Origin of the sequence: Actinomyces sp. (assembly GCF_030530635.1) — a bacterium.
Classification (GTDB): Bacteria; Actinomycetota; Actinomycetes; order Actinomycetales; family Actinomycetaceae; genus Actinomyces.
In genome coordinates this window covers 17,934-34,436 of the sequence record NZ_JAUMUL010000008.1, presented here as the reverse complement: position 1 = coordinate 34,436, position 16,503 = coordinate 17,934, and the positions used below count along the sequence as shown (strand labels likewise).

Below are 16,503 nucleotides of genomic sequence, written 5' to 3'. Positions count from 1 at the left end.
GCGCGCAGATGCCCTTAGGCTGCGAAGGTGAATATGCTCAATGGAAACGGTCGTCGCGCGCTCTCCGCACTCGCCGCCACGCTTTCCGCGGTCGGCCTGGCCGCATGCGGTGTCCTTGCTCCGGCCAGGGACGTAAGCCCCTCGGCCGCCGCCAGGCAGGCGGGATCGCCCACCGCCGCCGTCCCAGCCGGGCTGGGGGACTACTACGCTCAGGATGTCGAATGGTACTCGTGCGGAAAAACCGGCATGGATGAGGTAGGTGGCAAAGGCGACTTCTCCTGCGCCTATGTCACGGTCCCCCTCGACTACACCGAACCGGACGGGCAGCGTATTGAGATTGCGATGAAGCGGCGCTCGGCCGATGCGAAACCAATTGGCACCCTGTTCATCAACCCGGGTGGTCCGGGCGGCTCGGGCATCAGCCTGGTGACCACCATTGACGGCTACTTCTCCAACGATTTGCTCGCCTCCTACGATGTGATCGGCTTCGATCCGCGTGGTGTGGGCAACTCGACGGCCATCGACTGCCTGACCGACGCAGAACTCGACGAGTTGCGCTCCGGTTCCGAACTCGATCGGGCCATCGGCGCGGCAGACACGGATGGCGCCGTGGACGCGGCGGGCCTCCAAGCGGAGGTGGTGGAATACGCCGAGTGGTTCGGGGACAAGTGCGAGAAGAACACCCCCGCCGGTCTGCTCGATCACGTGGACACGGTCTCGGCCGCGCGCGACCTGGATGTGCTTCGTGCCGTCGTCGGAGAGGAAGTACTCACCTACCTCGGATACTCCTACGGCACCTATTTGGGGGCCACCTATGCCGAGTTGTTCCCTGCCAATGCGGGTCGACTGGTTCTCGACGGGGGCCTCGACCCGACCCTTAGCGCCGGTGAGGTCACTCTGGGCCAGGCCGCCGGTTTCGAGTCCGCGCTGCGCACCTACGTGGCGGACTGTCAGAGCGGAGACAACTGCCCGCTGAGCGGTGATGTCGACGCCGGCGTCGCTCAAATACAGGACTTGCTCAAAGTCACCATGGACGCGCCGATCCCCACATCCGATCCTGATCGGCCGCTGACCCGTTCACTGGCCGGGTCCGCGATTGTCAATATGATGTACCGGTCCGAGTCCTGGTCCACCCTCACCGAGGGCCTGGACCAGGCCATGAACCAGCAGGACGGCTCTGTACTCCTCAGTACCGCCGACCTGTTTGCCTCGCGCCAGAGCGATGGCTCCTACCGGAGCAACGCGGGCGAGGCCATCACCGTCATCAACTGCCTGGACTACCCGGTCAGCGGTGATGCCGAGTCCTGGGAGACGGAGCGCGATGCCCTCAAGGAGGCCTCTCCCACCTTCGGTGCCGATATGGGCTACTCGGACCTGTTCTGCCAGACTTGGGGACACGAGTCCACCCGTGAGCGCACGGAAATTCATGCCCGGGGCGCCGCCCCCATGCTGGTGATCGGCACCACCGGCGATCCGGCCACTCCCTACGTCTGGTCCCAGGCCTTGGCCGCCCAACTTGACGATGCCCGATTGGTCACTTGGAGGGGTAACGGTCACACCGCCTACGGCCGTTCGGATGACTGCGTGACCAAGGCCGTCGACGACTTTCTGCTGGCGGGTGTTCTGCCCGAGGACGGCCTGGTCTGCGGCCGCTGACGCGGGGCGGGCCGCCTCGGGGGACGGGCGCGCCTACACGCGTGGCATGGTGAGCTCTCCGGCGAGGTTCCTTCGCATCCAGGCGCCGAGTTCGGCGCCGCGCAAGCCCTGCGAGGCCAGGAACTGCAGCTTGGTGTAGGCGGCCTCCATAGTCATGTCGCCTCCGCCTACCGCGCCGGTGGCGGCGACGGCGGTCCCGACGGCGTATCGGTCCAGCGCCACCGTGCCCTGGAGGCACTGGGAGGTGATCACCACCGTCACGCCCGCCGTCACCGCATCCGCGATTACCGGTGTCAGCTCGGTCGGCAGGTTGCCAACGCCGAAAGCCCGCAGCACCACCCCTACCGGTGGGGGCGCCAACAGTGCGGCCAGGCGGGTGGCGGTCAGTCCGGGCACGGCGTCGAGGACCACGACGTCGTGCTGCCCGAAGGGTCGCGGTGTGCTCCAGCCGATTCCGTCGGTGTCGGTGGGGCCGGACCAGTGCCAGGGAGCGCCGGCGCGGGCCGAGGGAGCGACGTTCGGGGAGTCGAATCCCTGGAGGCTCCAGGCGGAGGTCTTGGTGGCGCGGTTGCCGGCGAGCAGATGGCCGCCGAAGAACAGGTGCACTCCGGCAGATACGCCCTGGGCGATCGCCTCCAGCGCGCCGGTTACATTCGCCGCGGCGTCGGAGCCGGGGGCCCCGAGTGGTAGTTGGGACCCGGTGGCGACCACTGGCTGCCTGAGCCCCGTCAAGGCGTAGGACAGGGCGGAGGCGGTATATGCCAGGGTGTCGGTGCCGTGCAGTACTAGGAAGGCATCTGCGCAGGCGTGTGCATTGATGTCATTGATGATCGCCTGCCAGGTATGAGGAGCTGCCTGTGCGGAATCGACCAATGGCTGCAGGGTGGTCAGAGTGGTCCGGGGCCTAGACGCCGTCGGAAACGCTATGAGCAGATCGCTCAGCCAGGCCTCCAGGTCGGCGCCGGGCCTAAGCCCGCGGGGTGAGTCGACCATCCCAATGGTTCCACCGGCGTAGGTGAAGTGGACGTGCATGTGCTCAGGGTAGTGGGTGTGGCTGTGCTCTAAACCACCTGCCGGGATTGGGGTGCTGGATTGCGTGGCGGCGGTGCCAGGCGGTAACCTGCGTGTCGCCGCTTTGGCGGCAGGCCACCTTAGCTCAGTCGGCAGAGCGATTCACTCGTAATGAATAGGTCGTGGGTTCGATTCCCACAGGTGGCTCCACTCCATTGGTCCCGTTCCCGTCGATCATCGTCTACGATGCACCCGACGCGCCGCATTGTCCTTTTCCCTTGCTTCAATTGTGCCGTTATGTCTATCCTGTTTCTCGGGATGACCCCGCGGCGGAAGCGGGGCCCGCGAATCTGTGGCAAGGAGGATCAATATGGCGCAGAAGACGCAGATTGTTCTGGTGGACGACATCGACGGCTCTGAGGCGACCCAGACCATCACTTTCGCTCTCGATGGTGTCACTTACGAGATCGACCTGAACGAGGAGCACGCGGCTGCGCTGCGCGAGTCGATCGAGGAATGGACCGTAAAGGCCCGCCGTCGCGGTGGGCGTCGCACTCTTCGGCGTCGCCCGCCGACGGGTGTCACGCAGAAGATCCGTGAGTGGGCGCGCGCCAACGGCTATGAGGTTTCCGACCGTGGGCGCATTCCCGCGCCGGTGCGTGAGGCCTACATGGCGGCCAACAACCCCGGCAAGTGAGTTTGCACTATCGCCGGTTGAGAAATGGCCGGTGACGCTGCGGCGCGCATCGTCGGCGCACTCGTGCCCACCAGGCCCCTGTGTCCCTTGGGACCCAGGGGCCTGGTCGCAGGCGGCGGGGCCTGGCACAATGACCTCCATGGCTTACACCCTTGTGCTGCTCCGCCACGGCGAGAGCGATTGGAATGCTAAGAACCTGTTCACCGGCTGGGTGGACGTCCCGCTGTCGGAGAAGGGGAGTGCCGAGGCCGTCCACGGCGGCGAACTCCTCAAGGAGGCGGGCGTCCTGCCTGACAAGCTATTCACCTCGGTGCTCCGCCGCGCCATCATGACCGCTAACCTGGCGCTGGACGCGGCCGATCGTCACTGGATCCCGGTGGAGCGGCACTGGCGGCTCAACGAGCGTCATTACGGCGCTCTGCAGGGCAAGAACAAGAAGGAGATCCGCGAGCAGTACGGGGACGACCAGTTCATGCTCTGGCGCCGCTCCTATGACGTGCCTCCGCCGGAGATCGAACTCGGCTCGGAGTTCTCCCAGGACACGGACCCGCGTTACGCCGGTGAGCCCATTCCCGCCACCGAATGCCTCAAGGACGTGCTCACCCGGCTCCTGCCCTACTGGGAGGAGACGATTGTTCCCGAGATCAAGACCGGCAAGACGATCATGATCGCCGCGCACGGAAACTCGCTGCGCGCCATCGTCAAGCACCTTGATGACATCTCCGATGCTGACATCGCCGGTGTCAACATTCCCACCGGCATTCCGCTCGTCTATGAACTCGACGAGGAGACTCTCAAACCCATCAAGAAGGGCGGCCGCTACCTGGATCCGGAGGCCGAGGCGAAGATCGCCGCTGTCGCCAACCAGGGGAAGTGAGTGTGCGAGGCATCGGCCGGGGCGCGCACTGAGCCCGGTCGGTGTCGGTTTCTAGCCAGAGGGGCGGGGTGACGCGAAGGTCGTCGCCCCGCCCCTGCTCGTGGCGAATCCCGGCCACTGCTGCCAGGGGGAGCAGGTGATGTTCCTATGTGTGTCAGTTACGAGCGGTAATCGTCGATGTAATCGGGCTCTTCCGGTTTGAGGGCGCGTACCGTCGCACCAAAGTACGAATCGTCGGTGCCAAGGGCTGAACCGTCAACCAAAGGTACGAGACGTCCAGCCCGCGATATCGCCCTATGGCGCCTGCGCCGCGATGCCTCCGCGACCTGGCCTGCGCGCCCGCACCTGGTGACGTTTGGGAGGAGGGCCGCCACGTCGATTCACGACCTTGGGGTGCAATTCACGACCACCCCGGGGTCGTAAACCACACCCCAAGGTCGTAAACCAGCAGTTCACGCAACAGAGTTCGATCGCTCGGACCACGACGCTAAGACCGCACCCGAGCACGCGATGCCGCCCTCGAGCGCGGAAAGATGCGTTCGAACATGGGAGGCCGTTGTCAAGCGCGGGACAGGTCGTCCTCGGGTCGACCAGAACACACCACCACCCACACCCACCAACAGCCCGCCGATCCCAGTACGTCACAACTGCCGGTCTCGGCGTGCAAAAGATGCCGACTTCGTACCTCCCGGTCAGGATTCGCTCGGGCCGGGCACGGTGACGCCGGAAACGAGATATGCCATGCGCCGGGCCACCGACGTCGAATGATCGCCGAACCGTTCCAGGAAGCGGCCCATTAGGACGGCGTCCACCACCTGCTGCCGGGTCAACCCGATGTTCGGGTCGAGGATCATTTGGAAGGACTGACGGTGCAGTGCGTCCAGTTCGGCGTCGCGATCCTGGATCTGTGCGGCCAGTTCCAGATCCTGGGTCTTAATCAGAGTGCGCACGTCCCGGCCGGCACGCACGGCGGCATCGGCCATGCTCACCATTAGACTCAGGATCGGCTCGGGCACGGGTGCCAGCGGGTAACGACCGCGGGCGATCGTGGCCACATGGCGGGCGAGATCTCCCTGGCGTTCAAGGGTCTGAGCCATGCGCAGAGCGGATATGACATTGCGCAGGTCCCGATCCACCGGCTGCTGGCGGGCGAGCAGCATTACGCACATGTCGTCTATGTCGCGCTGCAGGTCATTGATGCGCTCATCGGCATCAATGACCTGCTCGGCCACGACGATGTCGCCGGTGCGCAGGGACTCCGCGGCGCGCTCGATGGCGGTGGCGACATGCGCCGCCATGGACGCCAGATCGGTTCCCAGCTGCTTGAGCTCCTGGTTGAAGATGTCGCGCATGGCTGCCTCCCCGCGTGTCGGCGCTGCGGCCGGGCTCGCGAACTGCCCGCCCACACCTCTACCCTAGGGGGCGTGGTAACCGTTTGGCTGATCATCGCCGTGGCCGTGGCAGGTGTCGCGGCCGGCGCGGCGGTAGGGCTAGCGCTCGGGCACGCCACGCGTGACGTGCACGGCAACGGCATCATCGCCGGCTCCACGCTGGAGCGCGACGGCCTGATCCCGGTGCTCGCCGCGCTGAACTCGACCGTGGTCCTGCTCGATGACGATGGTGAGGTTCTGCGCGCCTCGGCCGCCGCCTACACCTACAACATCGTCCGCGATGACGAAGTCAGCGAGCCGCAGGTGGCGCAGATGGTTGACCGCGTGTGCGCCACTAACCAGGCCGAGGAGGCCGAGATCACGGTGGCGCGCGGTCGGGTGGCCGGTGCGGGCAACTTCCACCTGAGGGTCCGCGTGGCCGCTATCGGCCGTGGCCGCACACTCGTCCTCATTGGGGACCGCACCGCCGCTCGGCGCGTAGAGGAGATGCGCCGTGATTTCGTGGTCAACGCCTCTCACGAGCTGAAGACCCCGGTGGGCGCCATCTCGCTGCTGGCGGAGACCGTGCGTGAGAACGCCGACGATCCGGCTCTGGTCGCCGACTATGCGGCGCGCATGAGTCGGGAGTCCAGCCGCCTGGAGCGGCTCGTGGGAGACATCATCGAACTGTCCCGCCTGCAGGACGGCGATGCGCTGGTGGAGCCCGAGGACGTGAACCTGGATGACGTCGTCGTAGACGCCCTGGATCGGGTGCGTGTGGAGGCGGAGGCGAAGGAGGTCGCACTGGTGGCCGGCGGTGCTGAAAACCTGCACGTTCTTGGGGATCCGGTACTGCTGGTAACCGCCGTCAGCAACCTGCTGGACAACGCCATCCGCTACTCGGAGCCGCGTACCCGGGTGAGCGTCGGGCTGAGCGTGGACGCCGACGATCCGGAACTGGTGCGCATCGCCGTCGTCGACCAGGGTATCGGCATCGCCAAGGAGGTGCAGGAGCGCGTCTTCGAGCGCTTCTATCGGGTGGACAAGGCCCGCTCGCGGGCGACGGGCGGCACCGGTCTGGGGCTGTCGATCGTCAAGCACGTCGCCGCAGATCACGGCGGCACGGTGGAACTGTGGTCGGCACCCGGGCGCGGTAGCACCTTCACGCTGGTGCTGCCCCGGCACCGTACTGAGGCGGATCTGCCCGGCCCGGCGAAGGAGGCGGTCGAGGCGGTTGCCAGCGGAGCCGCCGGCGCCTCCTTCGCCGCCATCGCCGCCATCTCCGAGGACCCCTCCGCACGGAGCCAGCGGACGGGGCAGGTGTTAAGACCGGATGAGACTCGTGAGGAATGAGAGCATGACCCGGATACTGTTGGTCGAGGACGAGGAGAACTACCGCGAGCCGCTGGCACTGAACCTGCGGCGTGACGGATTCAGAGTCGTGGAGGCGCAGGACGGTGCCGCTGCCATGGAACGCTTCGAGACCGCGGGGGCCCCCGGCGGCAGCGGACACATCGACTTGGTTCTGCTGGATCTGATGCTGCCGCGGATGTCCGGGGCGGAGGTGTGCCGCCGCATTCGGCGCACCTCCCGGGTGCCGGTCATCATGCTCACCGCCCGGGACGCGGAGATGGACAAGATCGCCGGGCTGGAGCTCGGAGCAGACGACTACATCACCAAGCCCTACTCCTATCGCGAGCTGGTGGCCCGCGTGCACGCCGTACTGCGCCGCACCGCGGATGAGGCGCCCGAACAACCGGTGCTTAAAGCCGGACGGGTAACCATGGACGTGGGGCGCCACGAGGTGAGTGTGGAGGGCCGGGTGGTGCCCATGCCCAAGCGCGAGTTCGAGCTGTTGGAACTGTTCCTGCGCCACCCCGACCATGTGCTCACCCGCGGCCAGATCATTGAGCGTCTGTGGGGCGCCAACTATGTGGGCGACACCAAGACACTTGACGTGCACGTCAAGCGCATCCGCGCCAAGATCGAGGTCGATCCCAGCGCCCCGAAGCTGTTGACCACGGTGCGCGGGGTCGGCTACCGGTTGGTCACCGCCGACTGATTCCAGGCGTCCGTGTGAGCTAGCTCCCCGATCTTATGGCGTCATTTCCTGATAAACTAAAGCTCCACGACTAATCTGGAGTGACCTCACCTATGACATTCGAAGTCGGCGAGACCGTCGTTTATCCCCACCACGGCGCCGCCCGGATCATTGACATCCGCCAGCGCAAGGTCAGGGGCGAGGAGAAGACCTACTTGCAGCTCGAGGTGGCACAGGGCGACCTGACCATCCTGGTCCCGGCCGACAGCGTCGACCTGATCGGGGTGCGCGACGTCGTCGACGAATCCGGCCTGGAACGCGTCTTCGAGGTGCTGCGGGCGCCGCTTACGGAGGAGCCCACCAACTGGTCGCGGCGCTTCAAGGCCAACCAGGAGAAGATAGCCTCCGGCGACGTCATCAAGGTTGCCGAGGTCGTGCGCGACCTGTCCCGTCGGGATACCGACCGCGGCCTGTCCGCCGGGGAGAAGCGCATGCTGGCCAAGGCCCGTCAGATCCTCGTTTCCGAGCTGGCGCTCGCCCAGAAGACGCCCGAGGAGGAGGCAGAGAGCATCCTCGACGAGATTCTCTCCTCCGGGACTGCCGCCTGAAACCACCTGCTCCTCGGGGCGGTTCCGGGCCGGGGACGGAAGCCGCAACCGGCCGAAGACGTGGCGCTGGTAGGGTCCCGCACATGTCGGACACAACCACCGGGAACGCCGTCGCCATACTCACTGCCGCCGGTTCCGGAACCAGGCTCGGCTCCGTGGGACCCAAGGCGCTGGTGGAGGTATGCGGCGAGTCCCTGTTGCGCCGGGCCGCTCGCGGCCTGCTCGACTCCGGCGTGATCGACCGCATCACCATTACCGCCCCCCGGGCGTATTTGGACCCCTTCACCGCCGAAGTCACCGACCTGACCGACGCGGGTCGAATCAGTGTGGTCGCGGGCTCTTCCGCCTCCCGTCAGGCCTCGGTCGCCCTCGGATTGGCTGCTGTGTTGGAGACAAGTCCCGACGCCGAGGTCGTGCTCGTACACGACGCCGCCCGGGCCCTGACCCCTCCAGACCTGATCCGCCGCGTCGTCGCCACCGTGCGCGCCGGGCACGATGCCGTCGTCCCGGGCCTGCCCGTTGCGGACACGGTCAAGGAGGTGGTGGCGGTTGCGCCCCGGCCCGCAGGCAGTCTCCCGGACACCGCCCTGTCCGGAGCAGGTAGCCTCCATACCGACCGGTCCAAGGCCCGGTTGGGGACCGAGCTGTACCGGGTGGTCGGGACCCCGGATCGGGAGCGACTGCGCGCCGTCCAGACCCCGCAGGGCTTCGCCCGCCGCACTCTTGAGCTCGCACATCGGCTCGGCGCCGATAACGCCAAGGATGAGGCCCGTGCCGCCCGGGACGACGCCGCCCTGGTGGAGACGATGGGCGGGCAGGTCGCCGTGGTAGCCGGTGACCCGCTGGCTCTGAAAGTGACCACGCCACTGGATCTCGCCCTCGCTGAGATTCTCACCCGCGGGGAGCGCACGCAGCCGTAGGCTCAGGGTTATGACGTCACCTGCCCCGGGACCGCACACCGAGATCAAACCCGCCGACACGCTGCACGGCGACCCCACAGGTCCCGGCAGACTGCTGACTTGGCCGGTACTCGCCTGGGGGCTGTGGGATTGGGGGTCGGCGGCCTTCAATGCGGTAATCACCACCTTCGTCTTCTCCGTCTACCTCACCAGTTCAGCCTTCGGCGATCAGGCCACTACGGAGTCAGCCCTGTCCGTGGGTCTGGCGATCGCAGGCGCCTGCATCGCCCTGCTGGCCCCCGTAACGGGTCAGCGCTCCGACCGGGCCGGGCGCACCGTTTTCTGGCTGGGGGCCTACACCGCGGTCGTCGTCGCCGTCAGCGCCGCCCTGTACTTCGTTCTACCTGAACCGGGTTACCTGTGGCTGGGCATCACTCTGCTCGGGATCGGCAATGTCTTCTTCGAGTTGGCGTCGGTCAACTACAACGGACTGCTGTCCCGGCTGGCCACGAAGGACCGTATGGGGGCGGTGTCGGGTCTCGGCTGGGGAATGGGATACCTCGGCGGTATTGTGCTGTTGCTGATCCTGTACGTCGGATTCATCAACCCGGAGGTCGGCTGGTTCGGGGTCACCGATGAGGGTCGGCTGGATGTGCGCGTATCCATGCTGGTGTCGGCCGCCTGGTTCGGCCTGTGCGCCATTCCGGTGCTGGTGACTCAGTCCGGTAAGCGGGCCTGGCGGAGGTGGGCCGCCATTGAGGACGCCCAGGCGAGTGACGCACGGGAACTGGCCGGGTTGGAGAACGAGCCCGCCGAGCCCATTGAGCCACCACGACAGGTGCTGCGGCACGAGTCCCTGTTGGCCTCCTACAAGCACTTGTGGCGCACGCTCGTGGGACTGTACCGCAGTCATCCGGAGGTGCTGTGGTTCCTGTTGGCCAGCGCCGTCTTCCGCGACGGACTGGCCGGCGTGTTCACCTACGGGGGGATCATCGCCCAGAACACCTTCGGCTTCTCCTCTGGGGATGTGATCGTCTTCGCGGTCGCCGCCAACGTGGTCGCCGGGATAGCCACCATCGCCGCCGGGCGCTTTGATGATCTGCTCGGCCCGCGCCGGGTCATTCTCGGGGCGCTCACGGCGCTGGTGGCGGCCGGTCTGCTGGTGTTCTTCCTGCATGGGGCGGGTCCGCGGGTCTTCTGGGTGCTCGGCCTGGTGTTGTCCGGATGCGTTGGGCCGGCGCAATCGGCGGCGCGCTCGTACCTGGCCCGGCTGGCGCCGCAGGGGCGCGAAGGTGAGATCTTCGGTTTGTACGCCACTACCGGGCGGGCCGTGTCCTTCATAGCACCGGCCATGTACGGCGCCTCGATCTGGGTCGGCACCCGGGTACTAGGTGTCAGTGCGGGTTACTGGGGCATTCTCGGCATCGTGACGGTGCTCGCGGTGGGACTGCTACTGATGCTGCGGGTGCAGGATCCCGTCGGCCGCATCACCGTCGGCGAGTAGCCTCCAAACACCGAGGTCGGCACAAAGTTACGTGCCGACCTCGGTAGATGCTGCTGCTTACCGCGTTTCAGTCGTCGGAGACGGTGATGGTCACCGGGATGTTGCCGCGGGTGGCGTTGGAGTAGGGACACACCTGGTGCGCGGCCTCGGCCAGCGCCTGAGCCGCCTCATGCGGCTGCGCGGGAATGACAACCTCCAACTCGACGGCCAGGCCGAAACCGCCCTTACCGTCTGCGCCGACGGAGACCCGGGCGCCGACGCTGGAATCGCCCAGATCGGCCTTCTCAGAGCGGGCGACCGCCTGCAAGGCGGAGTGGAAGCAGGCGGCGTATCCGGCCGCGAACAGCTCCTCGGGGTTGGGCAGGTTCGCGCCGGAGCCGCCCATCTCCTTCGGCACGGCCAGGTCGGTGTCGATGCGGCCGGTGGTGGAGGCGACGTGGCCGTTGCGGCCGTCGCCGGAGGCCAGGGCCTCAATGGTGTACATGGGTGTGATCGCGTCGGGCATGGTGGTCCTCCTATGGTGTATGTGTGCTTACATGGACGTGCGGGCTGGATGCGCGCAGCGACGGATAGTAGCCGGTGAGGTATCGGCGGCGGGACCGTGATCAGTTCCGCAGGTCCGGGAAGTCCTTGGCCGCATCGGACTCGCCCTCGTGTGCCGCGCGGTCCTGGTACTCGGCACGCAGACGGTCCAAGTCCTCCTTGGTCAGGGGGCCCTGCGTGGTGCCGGCGGAACCGTCGTCGCGCGTCCAGGAGACGACCACGCCATCCTCGTAGCCGAAGCGCGCCAGGTGCCGACCGACGACGTCCTCCAGACGCGGCAGCTCCTGCGCGGAGGCCGACACGGTGAGGTTTAGTGCACCGTCCTCGCAGGTCAGGTACGCCACGCCGGCCACGGTTCCCTCGCGGTTGAAAATCAGGCGGCCGGTGGAGTCGGCCCCGTTCCACTCGGCGTCGATCTTGCGGTTCATGTGGCTGACGAGTCGGTGTCCGTAGCTGGCGGGCTTGTCAGTGGCAACGCGGGCAACAGAGCGGTAATCGAAATCAGGGAATGCGGGAGTGGGCGATGTATCGGTGCTCATAAGACGAGGCTAGCCTGGTACCAGGTGGCAGCCTAGGCCTATCGCCCACGGCGGAGTACACGGACCGTTGGAACGTTCCGGGGAATACGGCGGGTGTTTCAGGCGGGGCGACTCATGGTCGCTGCGGGCCGGTTGCTGAGCCCGACGACGACGGTTTCAGTACTCCCGGAGTTCCCAGCCCCGGATGAGGCCCGGGCGGAGCCGTCCGGGCCTTCGGCCGCGGCTGAGCGCGAGCACACCAGGGCGATAATGCCGGGCGCCGGCGCCAGGTAGCCGTCGTTGAGGTAGCGCTGGTCGGCCGCGGAGACTGCGGTGTAGCCTTCAATGTCCTCAGGGTCCAGGTGCACGGCCACGGTCCCGTCCGGGGCGACGACGTCGAATCCGACTTCCTCCGGGGAAGAAGTGCTTCCGGAGCGCCTGGTGGCCAGCGCATCGAGATACCCGCGACCGGAGGCCCGCTCGCTCAGTTCCTGGACGGTGCCGGCCTTCCCAGTGGCGGGCTCAAAGACGACGTCGGCGGAGCCGGCCGAGGAACCGGCCTGGACGCGCAGCGTCCTGGTGGCGTGCTCCCGCACCGGGGCTGCGAGGTTCCCCAAGGGCACGACGGGTGTGGGCGCGGCGCCGGACAGGGAGTCGAGGCTGACGGCGTCAAGAGGATGAGTAACGGCCTCGGCGGCGCCCGTGGCCTGCTCCACGAGTTCGGTCTTGACGGCGTCGGGATCGCGATAGCGCACGGTCCACCCGTCGACGACGACCGGGCTCGCCTGGCTCCCGGCGGGCACGACGCCGCCGACGATAGTGATGGCCGTGGGGTTGACATCGGGCGCGAGGGCCAGCTCGCACCATCCTCGCCGATCGCTCGGGCAGTAGGCGCCCACAATCAGCGTTGAATGGCCGCCCTGGAAGAACGACGCGGGCTCCCAGCCGGAGGTCGCGCAGCCCCAATCGTCCTCGCACACCGGGAAACGCGCCTCCGGCACCGCGGTGGCCAGTACGGAGCCGTCCGCCAGCGACAACACCTCGTCGTCGACCATGAGCACGTGATCGGTGATCTGCAGGCGGTTCTCGCGGCCTGACCAATCGTGATTGGAGTGGTGGCGCATGTGCTCGAAGGCGATGCGTCCGGTGGCGGTATCGATGCCGACGAACAGGGTACGGGTGGGGCCGGCGTCGTAGGCGATCACCAGGTGTGCGCGGTTAGGGCTGAGAGCCGCGTAGCAGGAGGCCTCCTGCTGGCCGCCGTCGCAGTCGCCGATCTTTATCGTTGAAGCTGGCCGGGTTTGGATCCAGTCGGTGTAGCCGCTGTTGGGGTCGAGCCCGAGTACGCCGTGGTCGGTGATGACCAGTGGGCTGAATGTTCCCGCAATGACGCCCAGCACAGGCTCGGTCTCCTCGAACACCCGCTGCCAGGCAACGTCGTCGTCAACCGTGTCGGGGACAGCTACTGGCCTGACGGCGGTTAGCCATACGGAACGGGCGCGAACGGGGAAGGACAGGGACGGGAGGGTGAGCGTGGAGGCGGCGATGAGCAACGTGATAGCTGCGGCGGCAAGCGCTGTCGGCGTAAGACGCAGACGGCGACGAAGCTTCTGGCGCCCGGCGGGGTGTTGCTTTCGGGCCAGGCGCAGTAGGACGTCGGCGGCGATGGTCAGGGCCAGCCCCGCGGCAGTGATGGTGAGTGGGAATAGAACCGGATAATCCATGCCTATCGCGCCGGATTGCCGCAGCCACAGTCTGCCGAAGAGCACCGTCACGGCGAATGCGGGTACGACGGCCAGGAGCAGCACGAGCAGAGTCGCGGCCCGGGTGCGGTCATGGCGGGGGTGTACGGCGACCAGGCGCGCGTAGTGCACCCAGACCAGTACGGCCACGGGCGTCAGCAGGGCCAGCATGGGGGTGAGCCCGCCGCTCGCGGCCTCAAGCATGCCGGGGTTGCGGGATTCCTGGCTCATGGCCTGGACTCCTGCCCCGATGGCGGTGATCAGGCCACCGGCGCGCAGGCCGCGCAGGAGGTCGGTGACGGTCCGGGTCTCGGTGATGGCTTCATGGATGGGCGACGCCGGAGGAGGCGGGAACTCCGGGTCGCGGTCGGGGCGAGTGTCGTCGTCGGCGGATCGGGAGTCTAAGGACGCAGACGGTGCGACGTCAGCGTCGGCGGGGTCGGCTGAATCGGCGGAGGGGCACACGACCCAAGGATGGCAGCTGACGGCGGAACTGGGGCATTTCCGGCGAACCGGCCGGGAACGTCGAACAGCACACCCACAAATGCGAGGAGTCTAATTCCGGCGCCCCGCAGCTTCCTGCTTGGAAGCCGCGGGGCGCCGGTGTGGCGTCATTGGGAGCGCGAGTGACGGGGCGCCTGACTGACCCGAGGCTCAGCGGTTGTCGAAGTGGGAGTCGAAGGCGGCGTCAGGCAGGTCATAGACGTGCTCACGCGCGAACTTCAGGGCCATGGGGGCGCCGTGCAGACGGTCCATACCGGAGTCCTCCCACTCGATCGAGATGGGTCCCTCGTAGCCGATCTGGTTCAACGTGCGGAAGTAGCCATCCAGGTCGGCCTCGCCCAGACCGGCGGACACGAAGGTCCAGCCGCGGCGCGGGTCGTCCCAGGGCAGGTGGCTGGACAGGCGGCCATTGCGCCCGTCGAAGTGGGTCTTAGTGTCCTTGCAGTGGACGTGGTAAATGCGGTCGGCGAAGTCGGTGAGGAAGACGGCCGGGTCGAGCTGCTGCCAAATCATGTGTGAGGGATCCCAGTTGATGCCGAAGGCCTCGCGGTTATCGATTGCCTCCAGGGTGGCCTTGGTGGTCCAGTAGTCGTAGGCGATCTCGCTGGGATGGACCTCGAGGGCGAACCTGACGCCCTCGGAGTCGAAGACGTCGATGATCGGGTTCCAACGGCGGGCGAAGTCCTCATACCCGTCGGCGATCACGTCGGCGCCCACCGGCGGGTACATGGCCACGTACTTCCAGATCTTGGAGCCGGTGAAACCGGTGACGACCTTGGCGCCGAGCTTGGCGGCGACCTTCGCGGTGAGCTTGAGTTCCTCTGCAGCGCGCTCACGCACGCCCTCCGCCTGGCCGTCGCCCCAGACACGATCGGAAAGCAGGCCGCGGTGGCGGAAGTCGATGGGGTCGTCGCAGATGCACTGGCCGGTGGAGTGGTTGGAGATGGCATACACGCTCAGGTTGTGGCGGGCCAGGGTGTCCTTCCACTGCTGGCAGTAGGAGTCATCTTCGGCGGCGCGGTAGACGTCCAGGTGGTCGCCGGCCACGGGGACCTCCAGGCCGTCGAAGCCCCACTGCTCCGCCAGGGTGCACACCTCCTCGAACGGCAGATCCACCCACTGGCCGGTGAACAGGTTGATGGGACGCGGCATGGCAAAGCTCCTTCGCAGACGGATGGTCGTCCGGAGGCTGATGCGGCGGCGGCGCACGACCCGGACCTCCCGACTGGTTCGACGTTACCGGTGTCGGTTCAGCTGCGGACAGGGGTGACGCCTTCACTTCTGCGCGCTCGATGCAGAAGGCGTAGGGCGTGCCCGCCGTCAGGCATCGTGTTCGCGCAGCCAGGCCAGCGAGGTTGCAATACCCTCGAATATGTCGCCCGCATAGTCGTCGAACTCGACCACGCGCAGCGCCTGCGGGGCTGCCCGGAGCGATGCCGCAACATCGACCTGGCCGCGACCGGCCGGTTGCTGGTGAGCCGTGTACTGCGCCATTGCCGCGGTCATTGCCTCGACGTCGTCGGGAAGTTGCAGGGGAGCGGGCGGCAGAACACCGTCCTTGACATGGATCGCCTCAACCCTTTCGCCCAGGCGCTGCAGCAGCGCCGGGGCGTCCGCGCCGCCGAAGGCCGCCCAGAACGTATCTACCTCCAGTGCCACCTCCGGTTCGAGTGCGTCGGCGAATACCTCCAATGCATGACGGCCGTCGATCAGCGTGGACGTCTCCCAGGCATGGTTGTGGTAACCGAGCCTCATCCCCGCCTGGGCTGCGAGCGCGGCCGTCGCATTCGTCTTCTCCGCCAGGTGGGCGACGTCGTCGGCGGTCCGCCACCGATCCGGCGGCAGATACGGGTCGATGAGCAGGCGGGTGCCGATCTGCGTGGCCGACGTCAGGATCGGCTCGGGCTCCTCCGCCTCGATGACTGAGGCGTGCGCGGTCGGGGCGGTCAGGCCGGCCGCGTCCAGTGCAGTGCGCAGCCGCTCCGCCTGCTCGACGAAGGCGAAGGCCTCGACGTGGGTATAGCCGATCTCGGCGATTCGGGCGAGCGTGCCCTCGAGGTCTTCGGCGAGGGCGTCGCGGACGGCGTAGAGCTGGACGCTTGGAGCTTTCATGGCGGGGTCCTCCTTGACCGGTTCCCGTCATCCTCGCGCGGGTGTGCCGGAATCGCCAGGTCGGGGCGGTGCGCAACTGCACGTCCCGGGCGGAAGGAGTCTGCAATCCCCCGCCCTCAAGACCGGCGAATCCCTGCCCGCACGGACTGCAGACTCTTACCTTCGTCGGTGCTACGGGCACGGCCACCAGACGGAAAGTGTCCATCGGTGACCACTTTGCTGAATTGCGGCCGTTGGCCCCAGCCCGCTATGACTGAAACTATGCGGATATCCGTATGTATCCGAAGGATGCCGTGCAGGGATGACCTTGAAAATGGTCACCGATGGACACTTCCGGCTTTTTCGGTACTAATCGTGTGCGGCCTGCCCCCCCGGGTGGACGCCGTATGTACGCGGGCGGTCTCAGCCCTGCCGGGCGCGC

The 16,503-nt window shown here is 67.0% G+C and carries 15 protein-coding genes and 1 tRNA gene; 9 read left to right on the top strand and 7 right to left on the bottom strand.

All coding sequences use genetic code 11. The features are described 5' to 3' along the window. Positions 1-33 precede the first annotated feature (33 nt). Entirely contained in the window at positions 34-1,656 is a 1,623-nt protein-coding gene (locus Q4A20_RS03610; protein WP_303120483.1) for an alpha/beta hydrolase, read from the top strand. 33 nt (positions 1,657-1,689) lie between these two features. Here the strand turns inward: Q4A20_RS03610 and Q4A20_RS03605 are convergent, their stop codons facing one another. Continuing rightward, a complete protein-coding gene (locus tag Q4A20_RS03605; protein ID WP_303120419.1) occupies positions 1,690-2,688 on the bottom strand; it encodes an asparaginase in 999 nt (332 codons plus the stop codon). 113 nt (positions 2,689-2,801) lie between these two features. Here Q4A20_RS03605 and Q4A20_RS03600 point away from each other — a divergent pair. The 3 genes from Q4A20_RS03600 to Q4A20_RS03590 all read left to right on the top strand — a co-directional run bounded on the left by Q4A20_RS03600 (position 2,802) and on the right by Q4A20_RS03590 (position 4,241). Further along, positions 2,802-2,877 (top strand) — tRNA-Thr (locus tag Q4A20_RS03600). A 160-nt stretch (positions 2,878-3,037) separates the two neighbouring features. Beyond that, positions 3,038-3,364, top strand: coding sequence for an Lsr2 family protein (locus tag Q4A20_RS03595; RefSeq protein WP_303120418.1), 327 nt, complete (start codon positions 3,038-3,040; stop codon positions 3,362-3,364). Between the two features lie 139 nt (positions 3,365-3,503). Further along, the gene (locus Q4A20_RS03590) at positions 3,504-4,241 is read left to right on the top strand and encodes a phosphoglyceromutase (RefSeq protein ID WP_303120416.1); all 738 of its coding nucleotides are present in this window, start codon (positions 3,504-3,506) and stop codon (positions 4,239-4,241) included. 692 nt (positions 4,242-4,933) lie between these two features. Here Q4A20_RS03590 and phoU read toward each other — a convergent pair. Then, positions 4,934-5,593: a phosphate signaling complex protein PhoU gene (phoU, locus tag Q4A20_RS03585; RefSeq protein WP_303120414.1), complete on the bottom strand. Its 660-nt coding sequence runs from the start codon at positions 5,591-5,593 to the stop codon at positions 4,934-4,936. 72 nt (positions 5,594-5,665) lie between these two features. Between phoU and Q4A20_RS03580 the strand changes: the two genes are divergently transcribed. The 5 genes from Q4A20_RS03580 (at position 5,666) to Q4A20_RS03560 (ending at position 10,663) form a co-directional block, all read left to right on the top strand. Then, complete coding sequence (locus Q4A20_RS03580) at positions 5,666-6,964, top strand: cell wall metabolism sensor histidine kinase WalK (RefSeq protein WP_303120413.1); 1,299 nt, start codon at positions 5,666-5,668, stop codon at positions 6,962-6,964. Positions 6,965-6,968: 4 nt separating this feature from the next. After that, a complete protein-coding gene (locus tag Q4A20_RS03575) occupies positions 6,969-7,673 on the top strand; it encodes a response regulator transcription factor (RefSeq protein ID WP_303120410.1) in 705 nt (234 codons plus the stop codon). Positions 7,674-7,765: 92 nt separating this feature from the next. Then, positions 7,766-8,260: a CarD family transcriptional regulator gene (locus tag Q4A20_RS03570; RefSeq protein ID WP_303120407.1), complete on the top strand. Its 495-nt coding sequence runs from the start codon at positions 7,766-7,768 to the stop codon at positions 8,258-8,260. A gap of 83 nt (positions 8,261-8,343) precedes the next feature. Next, a complete protein-coding gene (locus Q4A20_RS03565) occupies positions 8,344-9,180 on the top strand; it encodes a 2-C-methyl-D-erythritol 4-phosphate cytidylyltransferase (RefSeq protein WP_303120404.1) in 837 nt (278 codons plus the stop codon). Positions 9,181-9,190: 10 nt separating this feature from the next. Next, positions 9,191-10,663, top strand: a complete 1,473-nt coding sequence (locus tag Q4A20_RS03560; protein ID WP_303120402.1) for an MFS transporter — start codon at positions 9,191-9,193, stop codon at positions 10,661-10,663. A 67-nt stretch (positions 10,664-10,730) separates the two neighbouring features. Here the strand turns inward: Q4A20_RS03560 and Q4A20_RS03555 are convergent, their stop codons facing one another. The 5 genes from Q4A20_RS03555 to Q4A20_RS03535 form a co-directional block, all read right to left on the bottom strand. Next, the gene (locus Q4A20_RS03555; protein ID WP_303120399.1) at positions 10,731-11,168 is read right to left on the bottom strand and encodes an Ohr family peroxiredoxin; all 438 of its coding nucleotides are present in this window, start codon (positions 11,166-11,168) and stop codon (positions 10,731-10,733) included. Between the two features lie 100 nt (positions 11,169-11,268). After that, the gene (locus Q4A20_RS03550; protein ID WP_303120397.1) at positions 11,269-11,745 is read right to left on the bottom strand and encodes a DUF2218 domain-containing protein; all 477 of its coding nucleotides are present in this window, start codon (positions 11,743-11,745) and stop codon (positions 11,269-11,271) included. 98 nt (positions 11,746-11,843) lie between these two features. Next, positions 11,844-13,931, bottom strand: coding sequence for a hypothetical protein (locus tag Q4A20_RS03545; protein WP_303120394.1), 2,088 nt, complete (start codon positions 13,929-13,931; stop codon positions 11,844-11,846). Between the two features lie 189 nt (positions 13,932-14,120). Continuing rightward, positions 14,121-15,122 carry a sugar phosphate isomerase/epimerase gene (locus Q4A20_RS03540; RefSeq protein ID WP_303120391.1) on the bottom strand — a complete coding sequence of 334 codons (1,002 nt, stop codon included), beginning with the start codon at positions 15,120-15,122 and terminating at the stop codon, positions 14,121-14,123. Positions 15,123-15,290: 168 nt separating this feature from the next. Beyond that, entirely contained in the window at positions 15,291-16,082 is a 792-nt protein-coding gene (locus Q4A20_RS03535; protein WP_303120388.1) for a sugar phosphate isomerase/epimerase, read from the bottom strand. Between the last annotated feature and the right edge of the window lie 421 nt (positions 16,083-16,503).

Bases quoted from the DNA above. Each gene is read 5' to 3' on its own strand.
- Q4A20_RS03610 (WP_303120483.1), top strand. From the start codon at position 34: ATGCTCAATGGAAACGGTCGTCGCGCGCTCTCCGCACTCGCCGCCACG.
- Q4A20_RS03605 (WP_303120419.1), bottom strand. From the start codon at position 2,688: ATGCACGTCCACTTCACCTACGCCGGTGGAACCATTGGGATGGTCGAC.
- Q4A20_RS03595 (WP_303120418.1), top strand. From the start codon at position 3,038: ATGGCGCAGAAGACGCAGATTGTTCTGGTGGACGACATCGACGGCTCT.
- Q4A20_RS03590 (WP_303120416.1), top strand. From the start codon at position 3,504: ATGGCTTACACCCTTGTGCTGCTCCGCCACGGCGAGAGCGATTGGAAT.
- phoU (WP_303120414.1), bottom strand. From the start codon at position 5,593: ATGCGCGACATCTTCAACCAGGAGCTCAAGCAGCTGGGAACCGATCTG.
- Q4A20_RS03575 (WP_303120410.1), top strand. From the start codon at position 6,969: ATGACCCGGATACTGTTGGTCGAGGACGAGGAGAACTACCGCGAGCCG.
- Q4A20_RS03570 (WP_303120407.1), top strand. From the start codon at position 7,766: ATGACATTCGAAGTCGGCGAGACCGTCGTTTATCCCCACCACGGCGCC.
- Q4A20_RS03565 (WP_303120404.1), top strand. From the start codon at position 8,344: ATGTCGGACACAACCACCGGGAACGCCGTCGCCATACTCACTGCCGCC.
- Q4A20_RS03560 (WP_303120402.1), top strand. From the start codon at position 9,191: ATGACGTCACCTGCCCCGGGACCGCACACCGAGATCAAACCCGCCGAC.
- Q4A20_RS03555 (WP_303120399.1), bottom strand. From the start codon at position 11,168: ATGCCCGACGCGATCACACCCATGTACACCATTGAGGCCCTGGCCTCC.
- Q4A20_RS03550 (WP_303120397.1), bottom strand. From the start codon at position 11,745: ATGAGCACCGATACATCGCCCACTCCCGCATTCCCTGATTTCGATTAC.
- Q4A20_RS03540 (WP_303120391.1), bottom strand. From the start codon at position 15,122: ATGCCGCGTCCCATCAACCTGTTCACCGGCCAGTGGGTGGATCTGCCG.
- Q4A20_RS03535 (WP_303120388.1), bottom strand. From the start codon at position 16,082: ATGAAAGCTCCAAGCGTCCAGCTCTACGCCGTCCGCGACGCCCTCGCC.